Genomic DNA, 26,268 nt, shown 5'->3' on the forward strand with positions numbered 1-26,268 from the left:
ACTTGGGCTCGCTCTCTTCCGATCGCAGGTGCTTCTTTATTGTGTTGCGAGCCAGGCCTGTACGCCTTGAGATCTCGCGAATGGACATCTGATCCCGCAATGCCCAACGTCTGATGACATTCAATGTCGCCACGTCTATCACTCCTAATTTCCCCCTGCTTTTAAAACAAGCAGGGTAGTGCCTACGTGGGTCAGTTTTGGATGGAAATTACTGCGCTAAATGGATCAGATTTCGACGGAATTCAACAGTGTTCGACGCGGAGATTAGTGGGATACGCGTGCTTATTGATGATCTTGCCGCTATTTGCAAAAGCACCGGACAAGAGTTTGACTTGGTTCGTGAGTCTGATCTTGAGAGAGCCGTCGCATTTAGAGCGCACTCTCGGACCGGTACTCCCCTTGACCTTAGTAAGTCCATTTTGTTGCACGAGAAAGCTTTTCGTATCAAGGGGCGGGACCAGACACGCATGGATGGCTGGAAACTGAAATTAGTTGATCAAAGCAAAGACTATGCGGCTGAACTTATCAATGAAACAGAGAGAATGCTGCAGGATAAGAAGCGATATCGCAAGAACCATTTGGGAGATGCATTGAAGATCTGTGTGCTGGCGACTGCGAGAATGAATAGAGAGCGAGCAAGAGCGATTCTTCAGAGAAACCGAGAGTTACTTCTCGACGGTGCTGTTCGACATTTGGACGCCATGATCATGGGCGCGGGAGTCACTAGATCAATTGTGAATTCTTTCCTCGACTTAGATCGCCTATAGATAGCCGCACGATTGGCGCCTAGACCTCGTGTCTTTGATTCTGCGGAATTTTGCTGCTGCAGTTTCTGTCCATTGGCGAAATGCTCTGTTGAAGCTTTTCTTATTGCGAAACCACGACACTTCCGCCACCTGCTTGATCGCCTTTGAAGTCCGAAGCAACAGCTCCTTCATTTTCTCAAACCGCACCTCATCCTTGAGCTGCTGCAGCAAAGCAGCACCCTTCCCAAGCTGCCAACGCAGGGTGCACCGTCAGCGTTTCCGCGGCATGCGCCAGCCGCCGGACTGCCAACTGCTCGTCAATCAATGCCTGCCCAATGGTCCGCACTCAAATACCAAACAGCACCCCATCATCGAAGTAAAACGCATACCTGAAGTCGCGAATCGTGATGAGCTTCCCGTCTCGCCACTCAAGCCCCACGATGTAGTCGCCATTGACCGTGGAATCGCTCTCCTGGTGTAGCCAGATGGCCGGCCGGCCTTCAATGCTGGTGGGTGTGACGCGCATCACGCCTGTCACGGCTGAATACCGGCCAAAGTATTCGGCCACATGGGCCTTGCCGTCCAGTTGCAGACGTGCCACCAGGTTCAGGTGTACCTGGTCGCCCAGCATGTCGCGCAGGCCGTCAAAGTCTCGCGCGTTAAAGCGGGCCGCGTATTCGGTGAGCAGGGCCTGGTCTGCCGGCGACAAAGCAGGCGGTGGGACTTTGTCTTGTGGTTGCTGTGCCAGCTCGCGCAAGCGCAGGCGGCCGCGGTGCAGTGATGCCTTGATGGCGGGCAGGCTCACGTTCATCACCTCTGCCGCTTCGTCCATCGCGTAGCCCAGCACGTCGGCCAGGATCACCGCGCTGCGCTGGGCCGGCAGCAGCTGCATGAAGGTGCGCAGCGCTGCCGTGGTGGCATGGCGCAGCTCGGCGCTGGCGTAGGGGTCGGCGGTGGTGTCGGGCTCTTCATCGGCAAGGTGCACTTCTTCGCGTGCCTTGCTGCGCAAAAAGTCCATGGCGGTGTTGTGCGCAATGCGAAACAGCCAGCCCTCAGCATGCTGCACCGTGGCCGGGTCATAAGCCTGCGCGGCTTTGGCCAGGGTGTCCTGCACGATGTCTTCGCCGTCAAAGATGGAGCCCGTCATGCGCGCGCAGTAGCGGTGCAGCCGGGGCCGCAGCTTGCCCATGAGGGTGATGAACTCAGGCAGGGCCGGCTGGGGTGTGGCGGCTGGTGCTGTAGGCAGGGCGGTGGATTGGGGTGTGGCGTTCATGAAAGGGCCTTGGCTTGGTGATTGTGCTTCGGAGGTGAGGGCTTGGGTGGCTTTGCCGATGAAAGGCTGCGGCAAACCAGGGGGCTTTCTTTAGGGCCTGTTAACGCTATTTATGCAAGATGCGTTGCGAGTCAAAAAGGCCTTGAGCAAGGCGCAAAACGCAGGCGGGGTAGACCCCGTCAAGGCTTTGCAACGCCGCGCAAGGCCTTTTTGATCGCAACCCGGAGGGAATGGGGTGAAAACGGCGCCACTCCGCGTTGCGCTCCTAGCGCAGACGCCCGGTCTGGGCGTCGTCGCGCGCCTTGATTGGCGCCGTTTTCACCCCATTCGCATTTGCATAAATAGCGTTAACAGGCCCTAGTAAGACGTTGGGCGGAGCCCAAACGATGCGCGGCCACGCAAAAATATTTTTGCATCGATTTGCCAGGCGCCGCCGTCTTTGGCATAGAGGCGGGCATACATCTGGATGGCATCGGATGGGGTGGGCCGCCTCCCAACAAGGAGCGATGAAGTGACGCAAATGAATCAAGCAGGTTTTACCGCGCAGCAGCGCTGGGTTCTGGGCCTGGCGGCGGCCGGCTCTTTTATGGCGGCGCTGGACGCGCTGGTGGTAACCACGGCGCTGGACACCCTGAGGCATGAGCTGTCGGCCTCCGTCGAGGCGCTCGAGTGGACGGTCAATGCCTACGGCCTGAGCTTTGCCGTGCTTCTGATGACCGCTGCCGCGCTGGGCGACCGCTTTGGCCGCAAACGGGTTTACGCCTGCGGGCTGCTGGTGTTTGCCGCCTCGTCGGCGGCCTGTGCGCTGGCGCCGGGCATGGGCTGGCTGATTGCGGGGCGGGCGCTGCAGGGCCTGGGCGCGGCCATGGTGTTGCCGCTGGCCATGGCCTTGCTGGCGGCGACGTTTGCGCCGGCGCAGCGGGGCAAGGCGCTGGGGCTGTTCAGCGGCATCACCGGCCTGGCGGTGCTGGCCGGGCCGGTGGCGGGCGGTGCGGTCGTGCACGGCCTGGCGTGGCAATGGGTCTTCTGGATCAACGTGCCGTTTGCGCTGGGGGTGGCCGCGCTGGTGTGGCGCAAGGTGCCCGAAAGCAAGGGTACGCCGGGCCGGCTGGACTGGCGGGGCGCGGTGCTCATGGTGCTGTCCTTGCTGGGGCTGGTGTGGGGGCTGATGCGCGGCGCGCACGGCGGGTGGCTCAGCGTGCCTGTGCTGGGCGCGCTGGGCATGGGGGCCGTGTTGGGCGCGGCCTTTGTGGCCTTGCAGCGCCGTGAGGCGTGGGACGCCATGGTGCCGCCCAGGCTTTTTCGCTCGCCGGTGTTTGCGGCGGGCAACGCGGCGGGTTTTTTGATGACGGCGTCGTTGATGGGCACGCTGTTTTTCATGGCGCAGTTCTTCCAGGTGGTGCAGGGCCGCACGCCGCTGGGTGCGGGCCTGAGCATGCTGCCGTGGACGGCCACCCTGTTTTTCGTCGGGCCGGTGGCCGGGGCCATGGTGGCGCGCGTTGGCGTACGCAAGTTGGTGGTGGTTGGCCTGGCCCTGCAGGGCGTTGGCGTGGCGTGGGTGGCACTGCTGGCCGGCCCGCAAAGTGCCTACGCGCTGTGGGTGCTGCCCATGGTGGTGACGGGCATGGGTGTTTCCATGGCCATGCCGGCGGTGCAAAGCGCGGTGCTGGCAGAGGTGGAGCCGGGCGATATCGGCAAGGCCTCGGGCTTGTTCCAGACCTTGCGGCAGCTCGGCGGCGTGCTGGGCGTGGCCGTTGCAGCCACGGTGTTTGCGCATGCGGGCGGCTATGGCAGCGCGCAACAGTTCAGTGGCGGCTTTGCCCAGGCGCTAATGGCCTGCGCCCTTCTTTCACTTGCCGGTGCCGCGGTAGCCCTTCGGCTGCGCGGCAAGGCACCCTTTTTTATTCAACCCACAGGAGCAAAAGTATGAGAGCAGTCATCGTTCGTTACCGCGTCAAGCCCGAAATGGCCGCAGAAAATGAGCGCCTCGTTCGCGCCGTGTATGCCGAGCTGCAGGCCGTCAAGCCTGCCGGCCTGAGCTACCAGACACATCAACTGGCCGACGGGGTGAGCTTTGTACATGTGGCGATGTACGGCGACGGCGTAGCTGAAAGCCCGCTGCCCGGGCTGCCGGCCTTCAAGGCCTTCACGGCAGACATCAAGGCGCGCTGTGACGAATTGCCCGTCACGCAGGAACTGCAGCCCATCGGGTCTTTCAGCAGCCTTGGCTGAAGGAGGTGCGTCCGGTGTAACGCCGGGCGCATCAAGGCCCGTCAGCCCTGCAGGTTTTTGCGAAACTCTCCGGGGCTGACGCCGGACCACGCACGAAATGCCCGGGTAAAGCTTTTCTCATTGCCAAAGCCGGCAGCCGCAGCCACTTTTTTCACCGGCTGGCTGGTGCGGTGAAGCAGTTCCCCGGCCTGCTCAAAGCGCACGCCGTCTTTGAGTGCCTGCAGTGAGGCGCCTTCCTCTTTCAGTTGGCGGTGCAGTGTGCGAGCCGACATGTTCAGCGCCGCCGCCAAAGTCTCGGCATTGTGCGAAGCCACCGCCGGGTTCGCCAAGGCCTGCCGTACCTGCTCTACCAGCAACCTGTCGCGCCGGTACTGCAGTACCGTCAGCGGCAACGCGCGCTGCAGCATCTGCTGCAGGGCCTTTTCATCACGCCGCAGCGGCAAGGCCAGGTAGCGCGCGTCAAAGCGGATTTCCGCCTGCGCGGCGTCGAACTGCAGCGGCCCGGGGAACATCAACCCATAGGCCTCTACATGCGGCGGCGCAGCAAACGGAAAGCGCGCAGCCTGCAGCGGAATGCGCGAATCCACATACCAGCAGGCCAGGCCGTGGATGTTGCGCAGCACGTGCACCAAAGCAAACTCACCGACCTGGCCGGGGTCTTTTTCTTCGACCGTGATGGCGGCGGTATCGCCGGATGTGGCCACGCGCAGGGTGATGTCGTCGGCAATCAGCGCGTGGTGACGGCACCAGCGTTTGAGGGCCACGCCCAGGTTCGGTGAGCTGATGGAGGCGCGGGCCAGCATGCCGTAGCTGCCCCAGGGCAGTTTGCGGCTGAAGGCGCCCAGACCTTCGTCGTCCAGCTCCTGCATGGCGGCGCCAGAGAGTTGCTCCATCTGGCGGGCGGTGATGTGGGCGTTGACTTGTTTGAGCTGCGCTGGCGTGATCTGTGCCAGCTTCAGGGCTTCTGCGGGGCTTTGGTTGTAGCGTTTGTAGGCAGAAGCAATGCTTCTGGCAAAGGCCATGGGGGTGGCGGCTTTGGGCGGATTGGTGGGCCTTGTGGCGGCTTTCGTGAGCATGGCGGTAATTTTCTGCTAAGGTGGCAGGATTTGCAACCTCATTGGCTGTGCCTGTGGGGCGGGTTTTCGCTAAGCTGGCTCTTTAGCGCTAATCTGGCGCTAAGGTAGGGTCCACGCGCCCGAAGGTCTGGCGCAGGCCAGCCCCGTTTCAGCGCCTTTCACCCGTATTTCAGGAATTGCCATGCCCGCTCTGGAGACAAAACTCAACGCCCGCTCTGCCGACTTTCAGGCCAATGCCGCCGCCATGCAGGCGCAGGTAGATGACCTGAACGCGCAAGTCGCCAAGGCCGCCCTGGGCGGTGGTGAGGCCACGCGGGCGCGGCATGTGTCGCGCGGCAAGCTGCTGCCGCGTGATCGCGTGCAGATGCTGCTGGACCCGGGCACGCCTTTCCTTGAGCTGGGCCCCCTGGCCGCCAAAGACATGTACCCTGACCGCGACGGCACCGACAGCGCGCCGTGTGCCGGCGTCATCACCGGCATCGGCCGCGTCAATGGGGTGGACTGCATGATCGTGTGCAACGACGCCACGGTGAAAGGCGGCACCTACTACCCGATGACGGTGAAAAAGCATTTGCGTGCGCAGGAAGTGGCGATGCAGAACAACCTTACCTGCATCTACCTGGTTGACTCGGGCGGCGCCAACTTGCCCAATCAGGACGACGTGTTTCCTGATCGCGACCACTTTGGCCGCATCTTCTTTAACCAGGCCAACATGAGCGCGCAGGGCATTGCGCAGATTGCCGTGGTCATGGGCAGCTGCACGGCCGGCGGCGCGTACGTGCCCGCCATGAGCGACGAGACCATCATCGTCAAGAACCAGGGCACCATCTTTCTGGGCGGCCCGCCGCTGGTGAAGGCGGCCATTGGCGAAATCGTTTCAGCTGAAGACCTGGGCGGCGGCGATGTGCACACGCGGCTTTCAGGCGTGGCAGACCACCTGGCGCAAAACGACGCGCATGCGCTGGCACTGGCCCGCCAGGCCGTGGCCAGCCTTAACAAAACCAAGCGCTTCGACCAGGCCCTGCGCACGCCGGTGCCGCCGCTGCACAGCCCGCAGGAGCTGCATGGCGTGATTCCGGTGGACCCGAAAAAACCGTATGACGTGCGCGAGGTGATTGCCCGCATCGTCGACGGCAGCGAGTTTCATGAGTTCAAGGCGCGCTTTGGCCCCACGCTGGTCTGCGGCTTCGCGCACATTGAAGGCATGCCGGTGGGCATCATTGCCAACAACGGTATTTTGTTCAGCGAATCGGCCCAGAAGGGCGCGCACTTTATCGAGTTGTGCTGCCAGCGCAAGGTGCCGCTGGTGTTTCTGCAGAACATCACCGGCTTCATGATCGGCCGCAAATACGAGGCCGAAGGCATTGCCCGCCACGGCGCCAAGATGGTGACGGCCGTGGCCACGGCCCAGGTGCCCAAGTTCACGGTGATCATCGGCGGCAGCTACGGCGCCGGCAACTACGGCATGTGCGGCCGGGCGTATTCACCGCGCTTTTTGTGGATGTGGCCGAACGCGCGCATCTGCGTGATGGGCGGCGAGCAGGCCGCGGGCGTGCTGGCGACTGTGAAGCGCGACGCGATTGAAGCCAAGGGCGGCACCTGGAGCGCCGAAGAAGAGGCCACCTTCAAGCAGCCCGTGCTGGACCAGTTTGGCCAGCAGTCGCATCCGTATTACTCCACCGCGCGCGGCTGGGACGACGGCGTGATTGACCCGGCGGATACGCGGCGTGTGCTGGCGCTGGGGCTCTCGGCAACACTGAACCAACCGATCCCCGATACGAAGTTCGGCGTCTTCCGAATGTAATGTCGAGAGTGAAAATAAAAACCGACAAACGAATGGAGGCTGGCATGGACAACATTGACATCACCCCCCCGCATGCGCGACTGCACGGGCAAGTCGCTGCGTGGGCCTTTTTGTTGGCGGGGCTCTGCGGCAGCTTCGCGCCCCAGGTGCATGCACAGGAGCCCGAGCTCAATGCGGCGCTCAATGAATCCGTCGTGCTGGTGTCCAAAAAAGCCTTTGTGGGCAGCACGGAGCTGGAGACCACGATCTACAAGCCCGACGGCCCCGGGCCTTTTCCGGTGGTGGTCATCAACCATGGCAAGGCCTATGGTGACCCGCGCTTTCAGTCGCGCTACCGGCCGGTCATTGCGGCGCGGTATTTTTTGCAGCGCGGCTACGTGGTGCTGGTTCCCATGCGTCAGGGGTTTTCGAAATCCAGCGGAAGTTATATCAATGGCGGCTGCAATGTGGAAAGCAATGGACGCACACAGGCTGAAGACGTCAAGACCGTGCTGGACTATGCGCTTGAGCAGCCGTATGCAGACAAGAGCCGTATTTTGATCGTGGGTCAATCGCATGGGGGATGGACGACGCTGGCCTTTGGTGCGCTCAACTACCCCGGCGTGAAGGGGCTCGTGAATTTCGCGGGCGGCTTGCGGCAGGAGACCTGCGCCGGATGGGAAACGGGGCTCGCCAGGGGCGCTGCCGGTTATGCGGCAGACACACGCGTTCCTTCGCTCTGGTTTTACGGCGATAACGACAGCTACTTCACACCCACCACCTGGCAGGAGATGGCTGCGCGTTACAACGCCGGCGGCGGTAAGGCGCGGGTGGTGGCGTTTGGAACTTTTGGCAGTGATTCGCACAGCATGTTTGGCGCCACCAAAGGTCAAACCATCTGGCAGCCGGAAGTGACGCGTTTCCTTGATGAAATCGGCCTGCCCAGCCAGCCCTCACCGGTTTTTGCCCGGTTTGGCGGTAGCCCGAAAACTGAACGGCCGCCCAAAACAGATTTCGCCGCGATTACTGAAGAGCCAAAGTTGCCCTTCTTGTCGGCGTCGGGCAAGAATGGCTACAAGGTCTTTCTTTCCAAGGATGCTCCCCGTGCGTTTGCCATCGGGCCCACCGGCGGCTGGGGCTGGGCCGAGGGCGGCGACGACCCGGTCAAGCGGGCGCTTGACAGCTGCAACCGCAAATCGCCGGAAAAATGCAAACTTTACGCCGTCGACGATGACGTCGTCTGGACACAGCCATGAACCACCTCACGATCACGTTGAGCGGGCCGCTCGCCACCGTCACGCTGAACCGGCCTGACGTGCGCAATGCCTTCAACCAGGAGGTCATCGCCGAGATGACGCAGGCTTTTGTCGAGCTGGGCATGCACGACGAGGTGCGCTGCGTTGTGCTGGCGGCCAACGGCACGGCCTTTTGTGCCGGCGCCGACCTGAACTGGATGCGCAGCATGGCCGACTACACCCATGCGCAGAACCTGGAAGACGCGGGCCGCCTGGCGACCATGCTGCAGGCTGTTTATGAATGCCCCAAGCCGGTGATTGCCCGCATACAGGGCGACGTGTATGCCGGCGGCATGGGCCTGGTGGCAGCCTGCGACATGGCTGTGTCGGTGGACACGGCCGGGTATTGCCTTAGCGAGGTGAAGCTGGGCCTGATACCCGCCACCATCAGCCCGTATGTGATCCGCGCCATGGGCGCGCGGGCGGCGCATCGCTATTTTCTGACTGCCGAACGTTTTGATGCGGCCGAGGCCTTGCGCATTGGTTTTGTTCATGAAGTGGTGACGGCCGACGCGCTGGACGCCAAGGTGGCCGAGCTTGTGAAGGCGCTTGTCAACGCCGGCCCGGAGGCCGTGAAGCTGTGCAAGCAGCTGGTGCAGGACGTGGCCGGCCAGCCCATCACGCCGGAGCTGGTGCAGATGACGGTGGAGAGTATTGCCGATGTGCGTGTGAGCCCCGAGGGGCGTGAGGGCGTTCAATCCTTCCTGCAAAAACGCAAACCGAACTGGCAAATATGACACTCCCCCCCGTTTCTTGCTCACTTCGTGTAGCCGCCTCCCCCCTCGAGGGGGCAACACCAGCGGTCCGGCAAAGCCGGTCCCGCGGCGTTCGCTGGTTTTTGAGCAGTGCCTCGCATGAACAGCGGATGAGCGCCGCGCCGGGCCGCCCCAAGCAAGTTCGCGCCCCCTCGGGGGGCAGCGTATTACACGAAGTGAAAAGCGTGGGGGCTCCATGAGTCTGGACACCGCACAACTGATTGCCCTGGCCGGTGCGTTGGGCTGGGCCAGCGGTGTGCGCCTGTACCTTGTCGTGCTGCTCACCGGGCTGGCAGGGTTTATGGGCTGGGTAGAGCTTCCGCAGGGCCTGCACCTGCTGGCCAACCCGGTGGTGCTGGGGGTCAGCGGCTTCATGGTGTTCATTGAATTTTTTGCCGACAAGATTCCGGGGCTGGATTCGCTGTGGGATGTGGTGCACGGCGTGATTCGCATCCCTGCTGGTGCGGCGCTTGCAGCCGCCGTGTTTGGCGCCGACAACGGCCTGGGCGCGTTGGTGGCGGCCCTGCTGGGCGGCACGCTGGCCGCTACCAGCTTTGCCGCCAAGGCCACCACGCGCGCAGCCATCAACACCTCGCCCGAGCCCTTCAGCAATATTGGCGCCTCGCTGGTCGAAGACTCGCTGGTGCCGGCCGGCCTGTGGCTGGCGATTGCGCACCCGCTGGTGTTTGTGGTGGTGCTGGCCCTGGTGCTGGCGCTCAGCATCTGGCTGATCCGCGTTTGCTGGCGGTTCCTGCGTCAGCTGTTTATCCGCGTGGCCCGCATCTTCAGCGGCCGGCCCGACCCCGGCACCGCTTCGGCTTTCACCTTGAAGTCTCCTTTCTCAAAGAACGACCATGTTTAAAAAAATTCTTATCGCTAACAGGGGCGAGATCGCCTGCCGGGTAGCTGCTACCGCAAGGCGCATGGCCATTCAATCTGTTGCGGTGTATTCCGACGCTGACGCGGGCGCCAAGCATGTCGGCTTTTGCGACGAGGCCGTGCACATCGGCGGCAGCGCGCCCAAAGACAGTTACCTGCGTTGGGAGCGCATCATTGAAGCCGCCAGGGCCACCGGTGCCGAGGCGATTCACCCTGGCTATGGCTTCCTGAGCGAGAACGAGGAATTTGCGCAGGCCTGTGCCGACGCAGGGTTGGTCTTTATCGGCCCACCGGCCTCGGCCATCAAGGCCATGGGCCTGAAGGCCGAGTCCAAACAGCTGATGGAAAAAGCCGGCGTGCCGCTGGTGCCCGGCTACCACGGCAGCGACCAGGACCCGGCACTGCTCAAGCGGGAGGCTGACCGCATTGGTTATCCGGTGCTGATCAAGGCCAGCGCGGGCGGCGGTGGCAAAGGTATGCGCGCGGTCGACAAGACGGAAGACTTCGACGCGGCGCTGGCCTCATGCAAGCGCGAGGCCATCAACAGCTTTGGCGACGATGCGGTGCTGGTGGAAAAGTATGCCCAGCGCCCGCGCCACATCGAGATTCAAGTGTTTGGCGACACGCATGGCAATTACGTTTACCTGTTTGAGCGCGATTGCTCGGTGCAGCGCCGCCACCAGAAGGTGCTGGAAGAGGCGCCGGCCCCCGGTATGACCGAAGCCATGCGCAAGCAGATGGGAGAGGCCGCTGTGGCCGCTGCGCGTGCCGTGAATTATGTCGGCGCGGGAACCGTGGAATTTATCGTCGAGCAGCGCGCAGATGGCAGCATGAATTTCTTCTTTATGGAAATGAACACTCGCCTGCAGGTGGAGCACCCGGTGACCGAAGCGATTACCGGGCTGGACCTGGTGGAATGGCAACTGCGCGTGGCCTCGGGTGAAAAACTGCCATTGGCGCAAGACCAACTGCGCATCAACGGCCACGCCATCGAAGCGCGTATCTGCGCCGAAACACCCGACAACAACTTCCTGCCCGCCACCGGCACGCTGCACGTCTACAAGAAGCCGGCGCACACGGCATTTGAAAGAGGACAGGTCCGGGTGGATGACGGCGTGCGCGAAGGCGATGCGATCTCGCCTTACTACGACTCCATGGTGGCCAAGCTGATCGTGCATGGCGCCACGCGCGAAGAAGCGCTGGCCCGGCTGGACGATGCTCTGGCGCAGACCCGCATCGTGGGCCTGAGCACCAATGTGCAGTTCTTGCGCTATGTGGTGCGCAGCCCGTCGTTTGCCAAAGCCAACCTCGACACCGCGCTGATCCAGCGCGAAGAAGCCGTGCTTTTCAAGCAGGAGCCGGTGGGCCTGGCCATGGCGGGTGCGGCGGCGGTGGCCAAGGCCCTGCTGGATGAGCGGGCCATGGAAGGCGCAGACCCTTTCAGCCGCCGCGATGGCTGGCGCTCGCATGGGGTGATGGAACGCCGCTTTGAGTTTGAATTTCACGACGAACCGGCCAAGGCAACGCTTGCCTATCTGCACGACGGTGCGCTGCGCCTCACGATTGGCGAGGCATCGGGCCCGCTGGTGTTTGCCGAAACCGCCCAGGGCATTGACGTGCAGTTTGCCGGCCAGCGCATGACGGCTGCCGTGTATGCCCAGGGCGAGCTGGACCATGTGTTCACCGCCAAAGGCGCCACGCAAATCCTTTCGATTGACCTGCTGGCCCATGCGGGCGAAGCGCAGGCCGAAGGCGGCCGCCTCACGGCGCCCATGCCGGGCAAGGTGGTGTCGTTTGCCGTCAAGGCCGGTGACAAGGTGAGCAAGGGCCAGCCACTGGCGGTGATGGAAGCCATGAAGATGGAGCACACCATTGCCGCGCCGGCCGATGGCGTGGTGCAGGAGTTGCTGTATGCGCCGGGTGACCAGGTGAGCGAGGGCTCGGAATTGTTGAAAATAGCCGTTTGATTTTTACTTTGCTTTGATTCAAACGGGATTCTTTTCATGCGCATCAGTTTTTGCTGTTCCGATATCAAACCCCAGCCTTGGGTAGACGGCCTGAAAGCCGAGTTTCCCGATGCGCAGGTGGAGTTGTGGTCCACTGGCGCGGCGCTGGCCGACTACGCGGTGGTCTGGGCGCCGCCCCAGCAGTTCTTTGACGAGCAGCCAAAGCTCAAAGGCATCTTCAATATTGGCGCCGGCGTTGATGCGCTGATGAAGCTGCGGCTGCCCGCCGGCGTACCGGTGGTGCGGCTGGACGATGCCGGCATGTCCGTGCAGATGGCCGAGTTTGTGTGCCATGCGGTCATTCGCCATTTTCGCGAGCTCGATGGCTATGAGGCCGATATTGCCGAAGGCAAGTGGTCGTACCGCAAGCCGCGCCTGCGCACCGATTTCCCCATTGGCGTGATGGGCCTGGGCGTGCTGGGCGAGCGCGTCGGACGTGCATTGGCGCAGTTTGATTTTCCGGTCAATGGCTGGAGCCGGTCGCCCAAGACGATTGAGGGTGTGCGGTGTTTTTCAGGCGATGCGGGTGGGCAGGGCTTTCAGGATTTTCTCGCGGCCAGCCGCATCCTGGTGTGCCTGCTGCCGCTGACGTCTGAAACGCGGGGCATCATGAACCTGGACACCCTGTCGCAGTTGCGGCCGGGCGGCTATGTCATCAACGTGGCGCGCGGCAGCCACCTGGTCGATGGCGACCTGATCACGCTGCTCGACAACGGCCACCTGGCGGGCGCCACGCTGGATGTATTCCATGTTGAACCGCTGCCGGCAGACCACCCTTTCTGGAAACACCCGAAGGTCACGGTAACCCCGCACACCTCGGCCCGCACGCTGCGTGAGGAAAGTATTGCCCAGATTGCGGGCAAGGTGCGTGCCGTCGAACGCGGAGAGCGGGTTGCTGGTATTGTTGATCCACTGCGTGGCTATTGAAGCGGCTGTTGAAGCGCAGGCCCCGGAGTTTCATTGATGCCATCGTCCACATCTCGCCGACTGCTCAGTGTTTTGGGCTGGTTGTTGCTGGTGCCCAGCGGCTTGACGGCCTTGGGAGCGGCCTGGTTGCTGGCCTCGAGCCTGGGCCTTGGCAGCGACACCCGCACGGTCGCCGGGCGGGTGGTGGGACATGAAGCGTCCCGCCTGAAGCTCAGCATGGGCCAGAAAAGCATTGTCGAATTTTCCGCACACGATGGCCGTACCCTGCGTGTGGCTGATCCTCTGGTGCGCCAGGGCGGCGCCATTCACAAAGTCGGTGAAGCCGTGAAGGTGCGTTACCCGGCACAAGACCCGGTGCAGGCCCAGATTGTGGGGTCGGTGCTGGTGCAGGGCTTTATCGGTGGGGTTCTTTTGTTGTTCAGTGCGCTGGGTGTGCTGGCCGGCTGGCTGCTTTTGTGGTTGCGCCCGCGCGGCGCGGCACCTGCGGCCGCCTGACCTTGAAATCGAATACTGGAAAAACCATGTCCTTGCCCTCCAAAGTCAAAATTGTCGATGTCGGCCCGCGCGACGGCTTGCAGAACGAAAAAGCCCAGGTGCCTGCCGCGGTGAAGATCGGGCTGGTGCACCGCCTGCAGGATGCCGGCCTCACAGAGATCGAAGTCACAAGTTATGTGTCGCCCAAGTGGGTGCCGCAAATGGCCGACAACGCCGAGGTGATGGCCGGCATCAAGCGCAAGCCGGGTGTGCGCTATTCGGTGCTGACGCCCAACATGAAAGGCTTTGAAGCCGCGATTGCGCCGCCGCGCGAGCTGTGGCCCGACGAGATCGTGGTGTTCGGCGCGGCCAGCGAAGCCTTTAGCCAGAAGAACATCAACTGCTCGATCGCCGAAAGCATTGAGCGATTTCGCCCCGTGGTGGAAGCTGCGCGTGAAAAAGGCATTTATGTGCGGGGCGCGATGTCTTGCACCGTTGGCTGCCCCTATGAAGGTGAAATTGCGCCTGAACGTGTGAGCATGCTCGCCGGCCTGATGAAGGGCATAGGCGTGCAGCATGTGGGGGTGGCTGACACGATTGGTGTGGGCACGCCGCTCAAAGTGCAGCGCGCCATGGAGGCGACGCTCAAACATTTCGACATCGACGATGTCTCCGGGCATTTTCACGATACCTACGGCCAGGCGCTGGGCAATACGCTCATGGCATTGCAGATGGGCGTATGGCAATACGACACCTCATCGGCCGGCCTGGGCGGCTGCCCGTTTGCCAAGGGTGCTACCGGCAATGTGGCGACCGAAGATGTCGTGTACATGCTGCATGGCATGGGCATTGAGACGGGCATTGACCTGGACAAGCTCATTGATGCAGGAAAATTCATCAGCGATTTTCTCGGGCGCAAGCCGAACTCCCGCGCGGCAACCGCGCTTCTTAACAAACGAATGAATTGACATGTGTGGTGCTGAACTGAAAGCGTTACCGGAGGGCGTGCAGCGGGTTGCCGCTGTACTGCTGGACAGCGGCCACCTGCATGCACCCGTCATGCTCGACGATGCCGCGCGCACCGCGCAGCAGGCAGCCGATGCACTGGGTGTGCAGGTGGGCCAGATTGCCAAGAGCATTATTTTTCGCCGAAAGTCTGACGATGCCGCCGTGCTGGTGGTGACGTCCGGCGACCAGCGGGTTGATGAAAAAAAGGTCGAGGCCATGGTGTGTATCGATGGCAAGCGCCTGGCACGGGCCGATGCGGAGTTTGTGAAGGCGCGCACGGGGTTCTCCATAGGCGGTGTGTCGCCGCTGGCGCATGCCACGCCCTCCGTGACGCTGATTGACCGCTCGCTGTTCCGCTTTGAAACCGTGTGGGCGGCCGCGGGCCATCCGCATGCGGTGTTCCAGCTGTCGCCGCAGGAGCTTGAGCTGCTGACGGGCGCGCCGGTGGCAGACTTTGCGGTGAATGTGGACGAAGACAAACTGGCGCGCAAGCACGCGATCGAACTGGTCTCTCTGCGCGCGGCCACACTCGATAATGAGCCGGACGTTCCGTCGCCCTGCATTTCCGTGTGCCGCATGAACGCGGCGTCGGGCCTGTGCGAAGGCTGCTTTCGCACGCGCGATGAAATCGCGCAGTGGAGTGGGGCTGACGACACCGCTAAACGCCATATCTGGACATCCATAGGGCAGCGCATGGCTGCGATGCAGCCATGACCGGCGAGAACACAACGATGAAGCCGGTAGCCGGTAATGCACCCGCGATCAAGCACATCACATGCTACTTCGACGTCATTTCGCCCTATGCCTTTTTGGCTTTTGAGCGCCTTCCAGAAGCGCTGAAGGGTGTGAGCTATAGCGTGGCGTACACGCCGGTGCTGTTCGCGGGCATGCTCAAGCACTATGGCCAGCTGGGCCCTGCGGAGATCGCTCCCAAACGCGACTGGACCTACCGGCAGGTGCTGTGGCTGGCGCACAGCCTGGGTATCGCAATGAAGATGCCGGCCAGCCACCCCTTCAACCCATTGCCCTTGCTGCGCCTGGCCGTGGCCTGCGGCCCTGAGGGGCAGGGCGGCACACCCAACCGCTATGCGTGCGAAACCATCTTTCGCCATGTCTGGGGCGAAGGCGGTGAGGCCGGCGATGCGGCCCGTTACGAAGCGCTGCTCAAGCAGCTCGCGCCTGCGCGCGATGTGCAGGACGAGGGCGTGAAGGCGCAGCTCAAAAGCAATACCGAAGCGGCGATTGCGAAAGGTGTTTTTGGTGTGCCGGCGTTTGAGGTGGACGGCAAAATTTTCTGGGGCCTGGATGCGTTGCCGATGCTGCGCGAGTACCTGCTCGGCAGCCCGTGGTTTGATGGTGATGGCTGGAATGCCGCGTGTAAGGTTGCGACGGGCATTCGACGCGGGGCCTAAGAAGGTTTTAAGCGTTTTCCCTGAGGTGCTTCGCATGCTGAAAAGTTCTTCAAGGGTTTCCCCTTGACTTGTCAGCCACGCATAAGTTTCGTGAAAGCTCCTGTTAGTTTCACGTCAGAGCTAGGTCAGGCACAACCAAAATAATGAAGGTAGCTTCCATACCGGAAGTCTCATTATTTTGGAGACAACATCATGGCAACAGCCGTCGACAACAGGCCGATGACAGCCGAGCAGAAGAAGGTGATTTTCGCCTCCTCGCTCGGCACCGTATTTGAGTGGTACGACTTCTACCTCTACGGTTCATTGGCAGCCATCATTGCCAAGCAGTTCTTCAGCGGACTGGATGCAGGCTCTGCCTTCATCTTTGCGCTGCTCGCTTTTGCAGCCGGCTTCATCGTGCGCCCCTTCGGCGCGCTGGTGTTCGGCCGCCTGGGCGACATGATCGGCCGCAAGTACACCTTCCTGGTCACCATCGTGATCATGGGCTTGTCGACCTTCATCGTCGGCCTCTTGCCCAACTATGCATCCATCGGTGTCGCCGCCCCGGTGATCCTGATTGCCCTGCGCATGCTGCAAGGCCTGGCGCTCGGCGGTGAATACGGCGGTGCAGCTGTCTATGTGGCCGAGCACTCGCCACAGGGCAAGCGCGGCGCCTACACCTCCTGGATCCAGACCACAGCCACGCTGGGCCTGTTCCTGAGCCTGCTGGTCATCCTGGGTGTGCGTACCGCCATGGGCGAAGTCGCATTCGCTGATTGGGGCTGGCGCATTCCGTTCATCGTGTCCATCCTGCTGCTGGCCGTGTCGGTCTACATCCGGTTGTCGATGAACGAATCCCCCGCGTTCCAGAAAATGAAGGCTGAGGGCAAAACCTCCAAGGCACCGTTGTCCGAATCTTTCGGCCAGTGGAAAAACCTGAAGATCGTGATCCTGGCGCTGATCGGCCTGACCGCCGGCCAGGCCGTGGTCTGGTACTCCGGCCAGTTCTACGCGTTGTTCTTCCTGACGCAGGCGCTCAAGGTCGACGGCCCCACGGCCAACATCCTGGTGGCTTATTCGTTGATCCTGGGTACGCCTTTCTTCGTGATCTTCGGAACGCTGTCCGACAAGATCGGCCGCAAGCCCATCATCATGGCCGGCTGCCTGCTGGCTGTGGTCACCTACTTCCCGGTGTTCACCGCGCTGACCAAAGCCGCCAATCCTGACCTGGCCGCGGCACAAGCCAAGAACAAGGTGGTTGTGACCGCCGACCCGAAAGAGTGCTCGTTCCAGTTCAACCCGACCGGCACCGTCAAATTCACCAGCTCCTGCGACATCGCCAAGCAGGTGCTGGCAGGCGCTTCGGTGAGCTATGACAACGTTGTCGCACCCGCCGGCACCGTGGCCACCATCAAGATCGGCGAAACCGCCATCTCCAGCTACACCGCCAAGGGCCTCAGCGCCGACGACGCCAAGAAGAAGGATGCCGAGTTCAAGAAAGCGGTCGCGGACGACCTGAAGGCTGCCGGCTACCCGAGCAAGGCTGATCCAGCCAAGGTCGACAAGGTCATGGTCACGGCCATCCTGTTCTATCTGGTGGTTCTGGTCACCATGGTGTACGGCCCGATCGCAGCCATGCTGGTGGAGTTGTTCCCGACCCGCATCCGTTATACCTCCATGAGCCTGCCGTACCACATCGGTAACGGCTGGTTCGGCGGCCTGCTGCCCACCACGGCTTTTGCCATCGTGGCGCAGACCGGCAATATGTACAACGGCCTCTGGTACCCGATCATCATCGCCGGCATGACGCTGGTGGTGGGCACCTTGTTCATCAAGGAAACCAAGGACGTGGATATTTACGCCAACGACTGACGGGTATTTGCGCCGGTGCGGGCCAGGAGCCCGCACCGGCCTTTTCAGGCTGAAAAGCCTTATGTTTTTTACGGGCCCTCGTCATCCATTTGCCGGGGGCTTTTTTTTGGGAGAAAGAAAGATGTGGAAAATTGTTGTGGGTTTTATCGTGATTGCCGGGCTGGCATTATTTCTGTTGAACAAGGGCGGCGATATTGATCTGGGCGGTGAAAAACATGGTGCTTCGCGGCTGGCTGCACCTGTTGTTATCACTGCTCTGGAAGCGCGTACGAATGGTTGAGTGAAGGGGTCAGGCTGACAGCGAGTGGCGCTTTTGCGTGCAGGACGTCGCCGCGATCATGCCCAGAAAAGGTGCGTTGCCGGTGAAAATGAGTTAAATTGAATTAACAGAGACAAAAACAACGATCACAGCGTCTCTGAAAATCAAGCACCTCATGGTGGCACCCTCGCGCATTTATTTGGAGATCAGCCGATGATTTACACCAAGACGGAAGCCGGCCAGACCGCCGTGCAGAACCGAACCGTCGCATTGACCCCCCGGCAGCGCTCTGCCTTCATCATGTTTGACGGCAAACGCAGCCTGGAGGATGTGGTCAAGGCCACCTCGGGATTCGGCGTCACCGCAGAAGACATCAACCACCTGATTTCGCTGGGCCTGCTGGCGCCGCTGGCGGTGCAGCCGCCTGATGAGCCGGTTCCGGAGGTGTCGGCCCAAAACGCAGATGGCAGTCCTACCCTGAATGCGCAGGAGCATTATTCAAGGGCTTACCCCATCGCCACGCGGCTGACGGCTGCCCTGGGCCTTCGGGGTTTCCGCCTAAACCTGGCGGTGGAAGCCGCAGGCGACATCGACAAGCTCAAGGAGCTGGCACCCAAGATCAAGGAAGCTGTAGGCCCCGAGAAGTTCAAGGAACTCGAAAGCGCGCTTTACGGCTGAGCAAACCCGTACGGCTTGGCGCCGCAGGTGTGCGAATTCGCAAGCAGGGGCCGCGATCCGGCTACGCCGGGCGCAAGGCGCCTGTCCCCCCTGGGGGGAGGTGACGCTACACGAAGTGAGCGTCGGCAGGGGGGATTCTCTTTTCAAGCAGGGGCCGCGATCCGGCTACGCCGGGCGCAAGGCGCCTGTCCCCTTGGGGGGAGGTGACGCTACACGAAGTGAGCGTCGGCAGGGGGGATTCTCTTCCCAAGCAGGGGCCGCGATCCGGCTACGCCGGGCGCAAGGCGCCTGTCCCCCTTGGGGGGAGGTGACGCTACACGAAGTGAGCGTCGGCAGGGGGGTGCTATTTATCTCTTGAATTTTCCGTCGGTGCCGATGATGGACAGATCGGCAAAATCCAGCCCGGTATGGTCTTCGGGGCTGTAGCTCACTTCCAGCCCGCCGATATCAATCTTGCGCATGCCCTCCAGGGCCGCCTGGAGTTTCTCGCGCGTGGGTTTGGCGCCTGCCCGGCGCAAGCCCTCTACCAACACCTTTGCAGCGGCAAAACCTTCCAGCATCGCGGGGCTCACGTCGGCTTGCCCCTTGGCCTTGGCCAGCTCCTGTGCTTCCTTCACCATGGGGAAGGCGATGGACCGCTCATACGGAAACACCTGCGTGACGATCACGCCACGGGCGTTGTCGCCCAGGCTTTTCACAAAGCCGCCCGAGGCATTATTCGAAAGCGTCACGATCTGCGCCGTGGAGCCGCCCGCGCGGAAGGCCTTGATGCCGTCGACCACGGCCTGCCCTGAGGCCACCATGATGACGGCCTGCGCGTTGGACTGGTAAACCTTGGGTGCGATCGGCGCGAAGTCGGGTTTGGAGCGGTCGAATTTTTCCAGTACAGCGGGCTGCAGCTTGGCAGTCGTCAGCCCTTTTTGCGCGCCCATCACGCCGTCAGCGCCGAAGCTGTCGTCGGCATACACGATGCCGATACGGGTGATGCCCATGGAATGCAGGTGAGTGACCGCTTTCTCGGCTTCACGCTGGTAGGTGGCGCGTACGTTGAACACATGTTTTTTGACGGGCTGGTGCAGCACCATGGCACCGGTAGAAGGGCCGACCAGCGGCACGCTGTTTTTGTCGAGCAGCGGAATGATGGCTTCGGTATGGGGTGTACCGCGGGTCAGGAACATGGCCAGCACGTTTTGTTCTTCAATCAGCTTGCGTGCGTTTTCGACCGCCAGCTTGGGATCGAATTTGTCGTCGAGCGACACCAGCTCAATCTTTTGCCCGCCCACACCGCCCTTGGCATTGACGGCGTCGATGTAGAGCTTGGCGCCTTCCGTGGTTTCCTTGACGCCGGCGCCCACGGGGCCAGTAAACCCTGCGGTCTGCCCGACAAGGAGTTGCGCATGGCTGGCCTGGGCCACGGCCACCATCGCGATGGCGGCGCACCATCTGCTGAGTTTTTTCATGTTGTTCACAGTGTTTCCATCCGGGGTGAAATGATGTATCCATAAGTGAAGCATGAAAGCGCAAAAAATGCGATCAGGAAAACCAGAAGCCGCCCTAATTGGCGTAGCTAAAAGTGTGCAAAAAGGACATTAATCCCTACATCCTGCACAGCCGGTTGCCCTGTCTAGAATGTTTGACCTCTTCAGGAAAGACTGCACTCATGTCCCAGGGAATCATCCGCATTCGCGGCGCGCGCCAGCACAACCTCAAAAACCTCGATCTGGATATTCGCACCGGTGAAATGACGGTAGTTACAGGACCCAGCGGTTCGGGAAAATCCTCCCTGGTGTTCGATACCTTGTTTGCCGAAGGGCAGCGCCGCTATGTGGAGACCTTCTCTGCTTACGCGCGGCAGTTCCTTGACCGCATGGACAAGCCGGCCGTCGACAAGGTGGAAGGCGTGCCGCCCGCCATCGCCATCGACCAGACCAATCCGGTGCGCAGCTCGCGCTCCACCGTGGGCACCATGACGGAGCTCAACGACCACCTGAAGCTGCTTTACGCGCGTGCTGCGCAACTCTTCGACAAGCAGACCGCCCAGAACGTGCGCCACGACACGCCCGAGTCGATTTATGCCGAGCTGATGGCGCGCACCGAAGAAGGTGACCCGCGCGTGGTGTTGACCTTCCCGGTCGAGTTGCCCGGCAACACCAGCACCGAGCAGGTCGAGCAGTGGCTCTCTGTCAGTGGCTTCACGCGCGTGCATGCCCAGCGCGATGTGGCCACGCCGGCCGGCCCGCACAAGCTGCTCGACGTGGTGGCCGACCGTTTTCGCACCCACGCGGTGGAAAAAGCCCGTGTGATGGAAGCTATCGAGACGGCATTGAAGCGTGGCGGGCGCCTGAACATCTATGTACAACACGCAGAGGATGGTCAACCGGATGTGATGTGGCGCTTCTCCACGGGCCTGCATTGCCCCGACAGCGACCTGCGCTACACCAACCCCACGCCCTCGCTGTTCTCTTTCAACTCGGCCATGGGCGCGTGCGAAACCTGCCGCGGCTTTGGCCGCGTCATCGGCGTCGACTACGGCCTGGTGATTCCCAACGACAAGCTCACCCTGCGCGCCGGCGCCATCAAGACCATCCAGACCCCGGCCTGGAAGGAAGCGCAGGACGACCTGCTGCGCCACGCCGAAGCGGCGGGCGTTCCGCGCGACACGCCCTGGTACAAGCTCACGCCCGAGCAGCAGGGCTGGGTCATCAACGGCACACCGGGCTACAAAGACGGTAACTGGAACAAGCAGTGGTACGGCATCAAGCGCTTCTTCGAATACCTTGAAAGCAAGGCCTACAAGATGCACATCCGCGTGCTGCTGTCGAAATACCGCAGCTACACGCAATGCGAAACCTGCGGCGGCGCGCGTCTGAAGCTCGAGTCTTTGCTCTGGCGCCTCGGTTCCAAAGAAGCCGCAGATGCGGTGCTGCCGCCCAGCCAGCGCTTCATGCCGGTGGGGGTGCAGTGGAGCCGCGAGCAGCTCGAAGCCCTGCCGGGCCTGGCGCTGCACGACCTGATGCGCCTGCCGATTGACAGGCTGCGGCAGTTCTTCAGCGGCCTTTCACTCGACGTGATGGGCGACGATGCCGAATTGCAGGCGCTCAAGTCGCTGTTCGAAGAAATCCAGACTCGCGTGAAGTACCTGTGTGATGTCGGCATCGGCTACCTCACGCTCGACCGGCAGAGCCGCACGCTCTCGGGTGGGGAAGTGCAGCGTATCAACCTCACGACCGCGCTGGGCACCTCGCTGGTGAACACGCTGTTTGTGCTCGATGAGCCTTCCATTGGCCTGCACCCGCGCGACATGAACCGCATCACCCAGGCCATGCACCGCCTGCGTGACGCCGGCAACACGCTGGTGGTGGTCGAGCATGACCCGGCCGTCATGCTGGCGGCCGACCGCCTGATCGACATGGGCCCGGGCCCGGGCGAGAAGGGCGGCCAGATCGTGTTTGACGGCACGCCCGACGACATCAAACACGCCGACACGCTGACCGGCGCCTACCTCGGCTCGCGCAAGCAGGTGGGCATGGGCTTCAAGCGCGCGGTGACCGACAACACCCCGCGCCTCATCCTCGAAGGCGCGCGCGACCACAACCTGAAGAACCTGACCGTCGACTTTCCGCTGCAGCGCCTGGTGTGCGTTACCGGCGTCAGCGGCTCGGGCAAGTCCACGCTGATGCAGGACATCCTCGCGCCCGCGCTGCTGCGCCAGTTCGGCAAGGCGACCGAAACGCCAGGCCTGCACGACCGCCTCATGGGCGCCGACCACCTGACCGATGTGGTGTTTGTTGACCAGTCGCCCATCGGCAAGACGGCGCGGTCCAATCCCGCCAGCTATGTGGGGGCGTGGGACGCCGTGCGTGACCTGTTCGCGCTGGCACCGCTGGCCAAACAACGCAGCTACACCGCCACCAAGTTCAGCTTCAACAACGGCGACGGGCGTTGCCCGACCTGCGGCGGCTCGGGCTTCGAGCATGTCGAGATGCAGTTCCTCAGCGACGTCTACCTGCGCTGCCCCGACTGCGACGGCAAGCGTTACCGCGCCGAGATCCTCGAAGTGACGATTGAACGCAAGGCGATAGGCGACGTGAAGCCGCGCCTGCTCAATGTGTCCGACGTACTGGACCTCACGGTGAGCGAGGCGATTGCGCTCTTTGCGCAAGACCGCGAAGTGGTGCGTTCCCTGCAGCCCATCGTCGATGTGGGCCTGGAATATGTGAAGCTGGGCCAGCCCGTGCCCACGCTCTCGGGGGGGGAGGCGCAGCGCCTCAAGCTCGCGGGCTTTCTGGCCAATGCCAGCAAGACGGCGAGCGCCAGCAAGCAGGCGCTGGCACTCAGGCAACCAGGCCGTGGCACGCTCTTTTTGTTTGACGAGCCGACCACCGGCCTGCACTTTGACGACATCGCCAAGCTGATGCGCGCGCTGCGCAAGCTCCTCGAAGCCGGTCACTCGCTGATCGTCATCGAACACAACCTGGACGTGATCCGCTCGGCCGACTGGCTGATCGACCTCGGCCCCGAAGGCGGAGAGGGCGGTGGCCTGTTGGTGGCGCAGGGCACGCCCGAAGAAGTGCGCCAGCACCCGACCTCACACACGGCGCTCGCCCTGCGCGAATACGAGCAGGCGATGGGCAAGGTGCACGGCGTTGAAGAGTCGCGTCCCAAGGTCTGGGCTACACGCCCGGCCTTCTCCAACCTGATCCAGATCGTCAACGCCAAAGAGAACAACCTCAAGAGCCTGTCGGTCGACATTCCGCGCGGCAAGTTCAATGTGGTGACGGGCGTGTCGGGCTCGGGCAAGTCCACGCTGGCCTTTGACATCCTGTTCAACGAAGGGCAGCGGCGCTACCTCGAATCACTGAACGCCTATGCGCGCAGCATCGTGCAGCCGGCGGGCCGGCCCGAGGTGGACGCGGTCTACGGCATTCCGCCCACCGTGGCGATCGAGCAGCGCCTCTCGCGCGGCGGCCGCAAGTCCACCGTGGGCACGACCACCGAGGTCTGGCATTTCCTGCGCCTCCTGTATGTGAAGCTGGGCATCCAGCACTGCACCAAGGACGGCGCGGCCGTGATGCCGCAAAGCCCTGAAAGCATCGCCGCGCAGTTGATCAAAACCTACCGCGGCCAGCACATCGGCCTGCTGGCCCCGCTGGTGATTGCGCGCAAGGGCGTCTACACCGAGCTGGCCGACTGGGCGCGCCCGCGCGGCTACACGCATTTGCGCATCGACGGCGAGTTTTTGCCGACCACGGGCTTTCCGCGCATTGACCGATTCAAGGAACACACGGTCGAGCTGCCGATTGCCGACATCCATGTGTCGCCCGACAACGAGGCCGCCTTGCGTGCCGCGCTCGCGACCGCGCTGGAGCACGGCAAGGGCGTGGTCCATGTGCTGGCGCCGCTGGATGGTTTGCGCGGCGCGATGATGGCCGGCGCCAGCGCCAAAAACATCGGCAAGCTGATCGCCTTTTCGACCAAGCGTGCCTGCCCGATTTGTGCCACCTCGTATGCCGAGCTGGACCCGCGTCTCTTCAGCTACAACAGCAAGCACGGCTGGTGCCCCGACTGCGTCGGCACGGGCGTCAAGCTCACCAAGGAACAGCGCAAGGTGTTTGACGACTCGGTGATGGACGACGACAACAAGGGCCGCGAGCAAAGTTTTGCCGAACCCGAAGTGGAAGACGTGGCCGGCACCGCCTGCCCGACCTGCGAAGGCACGCGCCTCAATGCCAAGGCCCGCGCGGTGAAGTTCGCGGGTGTCGGCATTGCCGACATCGCAGCGCTGTCGGTGACGGACGTGCGGGGGTGGGTCGAAAAACTCGCGCTGCTGGGCCGTGAAGCCGGCATCGCGCGCGACCTGATTCCCGAGATCAAAAGTCGCCTCGAATTCCTCGAAGACGTGGGCCTGGGCTACCTCACGCTGGACCGTGGTGCACCCACGCTCTCGGGCGGCGAGGCGCAGCGTATCCGCCTTGCGGCGCAGCTGGGATCCAACCTGCAGGGCGTTTGTTATGTGCTGGACGAGCCGACGATCGGCCTGCACCCGCGTGACAACCAGATTTTGCTGAGCGCGCTGGGCAAACTCAGCGACCGCGGCAACACCCTGGTGGTGGTCGAGCATGACGAAGACACGATCCGCCGCGCCGACAACATCATCGACATCGGCCCCGGTGCGGGCAAGCGCGGCGGCACGCTGGTTGCACAAGGCACGGCGGCGCAACTGTCGGCTGTGCCGGAATCTCTGACGGGACGCTACCTTGCGAACCCGCTTATTCACCCGCTACAGATCCGGCGCGAAACACGCAAGGGCGTGGCACCCCTGACCGCGGTGAAAGAAGCGCCCGTTGACGTTAACGCCAAGCCGGTGAGCAAGCAGAAGGCGGCCACGCTGAAAGCCGCTGCGCTCAAGGCCGCCGCTGCCAATGCCAGCGCACTGCACAATGCGGCGCCGGCCGCCGCCGGGCCCTTCACCTCCTGGCTCACCGTGGTCAATGCCGACCTGCACAACCTCAAGGATGTGTCGGTCACCGTGCCGCTGTACCGGCTGGTGGCGGTGACGGGTGTATCGGGCTCCGGCAAATCAACGTTGGCGCGCGATGTGCTGCTGACCAATGTGCATGCGGGTGTCATGCAGCGCTCGACCAAATCTGGGCGCGACGCCGACGACAAGGGCAAGACGCCCGACTGGACCGGCTGCGAACGCATCGAAGGTTATGCGGCGGTAGACCGCGTGCTGGAAGTCGACCAGACGCCCATCGGCAAGACGCCACGCTCCTGCCCGGCGACTTACATCGGTTTTTGGGACACGATACGCAAGCTCTTTGCCGACACGCTGGAAGCCCGCGCGCGCGGCTACAGCGCCGGGCGCTTTTCCTTCAACACCGGCGAAGGCCGCTGCCCCACCTGCGAAGGCGCGGGCGTGCGCACCATCGGCATGAGCTTTCTGCCCGACGTGAAAGTGCTGTGCGAAACCTGCCATGGCGCGCGCTTTAACCCTGAAACGCAGGCCGTGACCTGGCGCGGTAAAAACATCGGCGACGTGCTGAAGATGGAAGTGGATGAGGCAGTGGATTTCTTCTCTTCCATGCCCAACATCAGCCACCCGCTGCAGTTGCTCAAAGACGTGGGCCTGGGCTACCTCACGCTGGGCCAGCCGTCGCCGACGCTCTCGGGCGGCGAAGCGCAGCGCATCAAGCTGGTGACCGAGCTCAGCAAGGTGCGCGACGACATCACGCGCCGCGGCCAGAAGGCGCCGCACACGCTGTATGTACTGGATGAACCCACGGTGGGCCTGCACATGGCCGACGTGGAAAAGCTGATCCACGTGTTGCACCGCCTGGTCAACGGCGGCCACAGCGTGGTGGTGATCGAACACGACCTGGACGTGATCGCCGAAGCCGACTGGGTGATTGACCTGGGGCCGGACGGCGGCAACGCCGGTGGGCGCGTGGTGGCTTCGGCACCGCCTGAGGCTGTCGTCAAGCTCGGCACGCATACAGGGAAAGCCTTGGGAAGCGTGCTGAATAGATCCACCCCCGTCCAGGCTCACTCCGTGTAGCCTGTTCCCCCCTCGAGGGGGCGGCGAATTAGTTCACCCCGTCGGACGCTCACTTC

21 protein-coding genes are annotated in these 26,268 nt (G+C 62.5%); 17 read left to right on the forward strand and 4 right to left on the reverse strand.

The features are described from left to right. Positions 1–278: 278 nt before the first annotated feature. Entirely contained in the window at positions 279–767 is a 489-nt protein-coding gene (locus AC1DZE_RS21685) for a hypothetical protein (RefSeq protein ID WP_477700533.1), read from the forward strand. On the opposite strand, the gene AC1DZE_RS21690 is transcribed toward AC1DZE_RS21685, so the two are convergent. Beyond that, the gene (locus AC1DZE_RS21690; RefSeq protein ID WP_477700534.1) at positions 762–977 is read right to left on the reverse strand and encodes a helix-turn-helix domain-containing protein; all 216 of its coding nucleotides are present in this window, start codon (positions 975–977) and stop codon (positions 762–764) included. The two genes, AC1DZE_RS21685 and AC1DZE_RS21690, sit on opposite strands and share 6 nt — an antisense overlap. 115 nt (positions 978–1,092) lie before the next feature. Next, the gene (locus tag AC1DZE_RS21695) at positions 1,093–2,019 is read right to left on the reverse strand and encodes a sigma-70 family RNA polymerase sigma factor (protein ID WP_477674652.1); all 927 of its coding nucleotides are present in this window, start codon (positions 2,017–2,019) and stop codon (positions 1,093–1,095) included. Positions 2,020–2,539: 520 nt separating this feature from the next. Between AC1DZE_RS21695 and AC1DZE_RS21700 the strand changes: the two genes are divergently transcribed. Both AC1DZE_RS21700 and AC1DZE_RS21705 read left to right on the forward strand, forming a co-directional pair. Next, complete coding sequence (locus tag AC1DZE_RS21700; RefSeq protein WP_477671892.1) at positions 2,540–3,949, forward strand: MFS transporter; 1,410 nt, start codon at positions 2,540–2,542, stop codon at positions 3,947–3,949. Further along, a complete protein-coding gene (locus tag AC1DZE_RS21705; protein ID WP_477671891.1) occupies positions 3,946–4,251 on the forward strand; it encodes a hypothetical protein in 306 nt (101 codons plus the stop codon). Before AC1DZE_RS21700 ends, AC1DZE_RS21705 begins: the two co-directional genes overlap by 4 nt. 41 nt (positions 4,252–4,292) lie before the next feature. Here AC1DZE_RS21705 and AC1DZE_RS21710 read toward each other — a convergent pair whose 3' ends face one another. Further along, positions 4,293–5,327, reverse strand: a complete 1,035-nt coding sequence (locus tag AC1DZE_RS21710; RefSeq protein ID WP_477671890.1) for an AraC family transcriptional regulator — start codon at positions 5,325–5,327, stop codon at positions 4,293–4,295. A 181-nt stretch (positions 5,328–5,508) separates the two neighbouring features. On the opposite strand from AC1DZE_RS21710, the gene AC1DZE_RS21715 reads away from it, so the two are divergent. From AC1DZE_RS21715 to AC1DZE_RS21775, 13 genes are all read left to right on the forward strand, one after another. Next, complete coding sequence (locus AC1DZE_RS21715) at positions 5,509–7,131, forward strand: carboxyl transferase domain-containing protein (RefSeq protein WP_477648222.1); 1,623 nt, start codon at positions 5,509–5,511, stop codon at positions 7,129–7,131. Positions 7,132–7,175: 44 nt separating this feature from the next. Beyond that, positions 7,176–8,366 (forward strand): dienelactone hydrolase family protein, encoded by a 1,191-nt coding sequence (locus tag AC1DZE_RS21720; protein WP_477671889.1) that lies wholly within the window; start codon positions 7,176–7,178, stop codon positions 8,364–8,366. Beyond that, a complete protein-coding gene (locus tag AC1DZE_RS21725) occupies positions 8,363–9,142 on the forward strand; it encodes an enoyl-CoA hydratase/isomerase family protein (RefSeq protein WP_477671888.1) in 780 nt (259 codons plus the stop codon). Before AC1DZE_RS21720 ends, AC1DZE_RS21725 begins: the two co-directional genes overlap by 4 nt. Before the next feature lie 214 nt (positions 9,143–9,356). Next, positions 9,357–10,022, forward strand: coding sequence for a DUF4126 domain-containing protein (locus tag AC1DZE_RS21730; RefSeq protein WP_477671887.1), 666 nt, complete (start codon positions 9,357–9,359; stop codon positions 10,020–10,022). Further along, positions 10,015–12,006, forward strand: coding sequence for an acetyl/propionyl/methylcrotonyl-CoA carboxylase subunit alpha (locus AC1DZE_RS21735; protein ID WP_477700535.1), 1,992 nt, complete (start codon positions 10,015–10,017; stop codon positions 12,004–12,006). The genes AC1DZE_RS21730 and AC1DZE_RS21735 overlap by 8 nt, the downstream gene beginning before the upstream one ends. A gap of 36 nt (positions 12,007–12,042) precedes the next feature. Continuing rightward, positions 12,043–12,972, forward strand: coding sequence for a 2-hydroxyacid dehydrogenase (locus AC1DZE_RS21740; RefSeq protein WP_477671885.1), 930 nt, complete (start codon positions 12,043–12,045; stop codon positions 12,970–12,972). Between the two features lie 36 nt (positions 12,973–13,008). Beyond that, positions 13,009–13,467 carry a DUF3592 domain-containing protein gene (locus AC1DZE_RS21745; protein WP_477671884.1) on the forward strand — a complete coding sequence of 153 codons (459 nt, stop codon included), beginning with the start codon at positions 13,009–13,011 and terminating at the stop codon, positions 13,465–13,467. A 26-nt stretch (positions 13,468–13,493) separates the two neighbouring features. Then, entirely contained in the window at positions 13,494–14,414 is a 921-nt protein-coding gene (locus tag AC1DZE_RS21750) for a hydroxymethylglutaryl-CoA lyase (protein WP_477671883.1), read from the forward strand. Between the two features lies 1 nt (position 14,415). Continuing rightward, entirely contained in the window at positions 14,416–15,168 is a 753-nt protein-coding gene (locus AC1DZE_RS21755; RefSeq protein ID WP_477671882.1) for a YbaK/EbsC family protein, read from the forward strand. Between the two features lie 47 nt (positions 15,169–15,215). Next, complete coding sequence (locus AC1DZE_RS21760; protein ID WP_477671893.1) at positions 15,216–15,866, forward strand: 2-hydroxychromene-2-carboxylate isomerase; 651 nt, start codon at positions 15,216–15,218, stop codon at positions 15,864–15,866. 192 nt (positions 15,867–16,058) lie between these two features. Then, entirely contained in the window at positions 16,059–17,717 is a 1,659-nt protein-coding gene (locus tag AC1DZE_RS21765) for an MFS transporter (RefSeq protein ID WP_477670068.1), read from the forward strand. 61 nt (positions 17,718–17,778) lie between these two features. Then, positions 17,779–17,997, forward strand: coding sequence for a hypothetical protein (locus tag AC1DZE_RS21770; RefSeq protein WP_477670067.1), 219 nt, complete (start codon positions 17,779–17,781; stop codon positions 17,995–17,997). Positions 17,998–18,189: 192 nt separating this feature from the next. Beyond that, positions 18,190–18,654: a hypothetical protein gene (locus tag AC1DZE_RS21775; protein WP_477648213.1), complete on the forward strand. Its 465-nt coding sequence runs from the start codon at positions 18,190–18,192 to the stop codon at positions 18,652–18,654. Positions 18,655–19,001: 347 nt separating this feature from the next. Here AC1DZE_RS21775 and AC1DZE_RS21780 read toward each other — a convergent pair whose 3' ends face one another. Continuing rightward, positions 19,002–20,114, reverse strand: a complete 1,113-nt coding sequence (locus AC1DZE_RS21780; protein WP_477670066.1) for an ABC transporter substrate-binding protein — start codon at positions 20,112–20,114, stop codon at positions 19,002–19,004. A 200-nt stretch (positions 20,115–20,314) separates the two neighbouring features. On the opposite strand from AC1DZE_RS21780, the gene uvrA reads away from it, so the two are divergent. Continuing rightward, the gene (gene uvrA, locus AC1DZE_RS21785; protein WP_477700536.1) at positions 20,315–26,212 is read left to right on the forward strand and encodes an excinuclease ABC subunit UvrA; all 5,898 of its coding nucleotides are present in this window, start codon (positions 20,315–20,317) and stop codon (positions 26,210–26,212) included. Positions 26,213–26,268 lie beyond the last annotated feature (56 nt).

This window comes from Polaromonas sp. P1_F1, assembly GCF_056405795.1.

What these genes read in the sequence shown, in the direction of transcription:
- AC1DZE_RS21735 (WP_477700535.1), top strand. Translation starts at nt 10,015, where the DNA reads ATGTTTAAAAAAATTCTTATCGCTAACAGGGGCGAGATCGCCTGCCGG.
- AC1DZE_RS21710 (WP_477671890.1), bottom strand. Translation starts at nt 5,327, where the DNA reads ATGCTCACGAAAGCCGCCACAAGGCCCACCAATCCGCCCAAAGCCGCC.
- AC1DZE_RS21740 (WP_477671885.1), top strand. Translation starts at nt 12,043, where the DNA reads ATGCGCATCAGTTTTTGCTGTTCCGATATCAAACCCCAGCCTTGGGTA.
- uvrA (WP_477700536.1), top strand. Translation starts at nt 20,315, where the DNA reads ATGTCCCAGGGAATCATCCGCATTCGCGGCGCGCGCCAGCACAACCTC.
- AC1DZE_RS21705 (WP_477671891.1), top strand. Translation starts at nt 3,946, where the DNA reads ATGAGAGCAGTCATCGTTCGTTACCGCGTCAAGCCCGAAATGGCCGCA.
- AC1DZE_RS21750 (WP_477671883.1), top strand. Translation starts at nt 13,494, where the DNA reads ATGTCCTTGCCCTCCAAAGTCAAAATTGTCGATGTCGGCCCGCGCGAC.
- AC1DZE_RS21775 (WP_477648213.1), top strand. Translation starts at nt 18,190, where the DNA reads ATGATTTACACCAAGACGGAAGCCGGCCAGACCGCCGTGCAGAACCGA.
- AC1DZE_RS21770 (WP_477670067.1), top strand. Translation starts at nt 17,779, where the DNA reads ATGTTTTTTACGGGCCCTCGTCATCCATTTGCCGGGGGCTTTTTTTTG.
- AC1DZE_RS21695 (WP_477674652.1), bottom strand. Translation starts at nt 2,019, where the DNA reads ATGAACGCCACACCCCAATCCACCGCCCTGCCTACAGCACCAGCCGCC.
- AC1DZE_RS21725 (WP_477671888.1), top strand. Translation starts at nt 8,363, where the DNA reads ATGAACCACCTCACGATCACGTTGAGCGGGCCGCTCGCCACCGTCACG.
- AC1DZE_RS21720 (WP_477671889.1), top strand. Translation starts at nt 7,176, where the DNA reads ATGGACAACATTGACATCACCCCCCCGCATGCGCGACTGCACGGGCAA.
- AC1DZE_RS21745 (WP_477671884.1), top strand. Translation starts at nt 13,009, where the DNA reads ATGCCATCGTCCACATCTCGCCGACTGCTCAGTGTTTTGGGCTGGTTG.
- AC1DZE_RS21715 (WP_477648222.1), top strand. Translation starts at nt 5,509, where the DNA reads ATGCCCGCTCTGGAGACAAAACTCAACGCCCGCTCTGCCGACTTTCAG.
- AC1DZE_RS21700 (WP_477671892.1), top strand. Translation starts at nt 2,540, where the DNA reads ATGAATCAAGCAGGTTTTACCGCGCAGCAGCGCTGGGTTCTGGGCCTG.
- AC1DZE_RS21755 (WP_477671882.1), top strand. Translation starts at nt 14,416, where the DNA reads ATGTGTGGTGCTGAACTGAAAGCGTTACCGGAGGGCGTGCAGCGGGTT.
- AC1DZE_RS21765 (WP_477670068.1), top strand. Translation starts at nt 16,059, where the DNA reads ATGGCAACAGCCGTCGACAACAGGCCGATGACAGCCGAGCAGAAGAAG.
- AC1DZE_RS21730 (WP_477671887.1), top strand. Translation starts at nt 9,357, where the DNA reads ATGAGTCTGGACACCGCACAACTGATTGCCCTGGCCGGTGCGTTGGGC.
- AC1DZE_RS21780 (WP_477670066.1), bottom strand. Translation starts at nt 20,114, where the DNA reads ATGAAAAAACTCAGCAGATGGTGCGCCGCCATCGCGATGGTGGCCGTG.